This window comes from Pseudomonas sp. PNPG3 (assembly GCF_023093815.1).
In the GTDB taxonomy this organism is placed as follows: domain Bacteria; phylum Pseudomonadota; class Gammaproteobacteria; order Pseudomonadales; family Pseudomonadaceae; genus Aquipseudomonas; species Aquipseudomonas asiatica.
Genome location: NZ_JALLKV010000254.1, coordinates 1 through 261 on the forward strand (window position 1 = coordinate 1; position 261 = coordinate 261).

Below are 261 nucleotides of genomic sequence, written 5' to 3' on the forward strand. Positions count from 1 at the left end.
GTCATGCAGCAGTGCGCGGGAGTCGGGGTCCAGGCGCAGGAAGTAGCGGTCGTCGGCCGCCTGCAGCTCGGCGACCTCCTCGGCGCTGAGCTCGGCGACGCCGACGGCGGAGGCGACCGCTCCCCAGTACTGGGCCGCGTCGACCGCGCCGGCGTCGTACGCCGGGCGCTCGGCCCACAGCGCGCGGCCGAGGACCTCGGCGTCGCCGCCGAGGAGCTCGTGGATCGCGGGCACCGGATCGTGCCCGGCGCTGAGGACCCC

At 77.0% G+C, this 261-nt stretch carries 1 protein-coding gene; it reads right to left on the reverse strand.

The window, feature by feature from the left end; genetic code table 11:
* A partial coding sequence (locus tag MJ643_RS30940) for a hypothetical protein (protein WP_247727346.1) occupies positions 1-261 on the reverse strand: 261 nt, incomplete at both ends.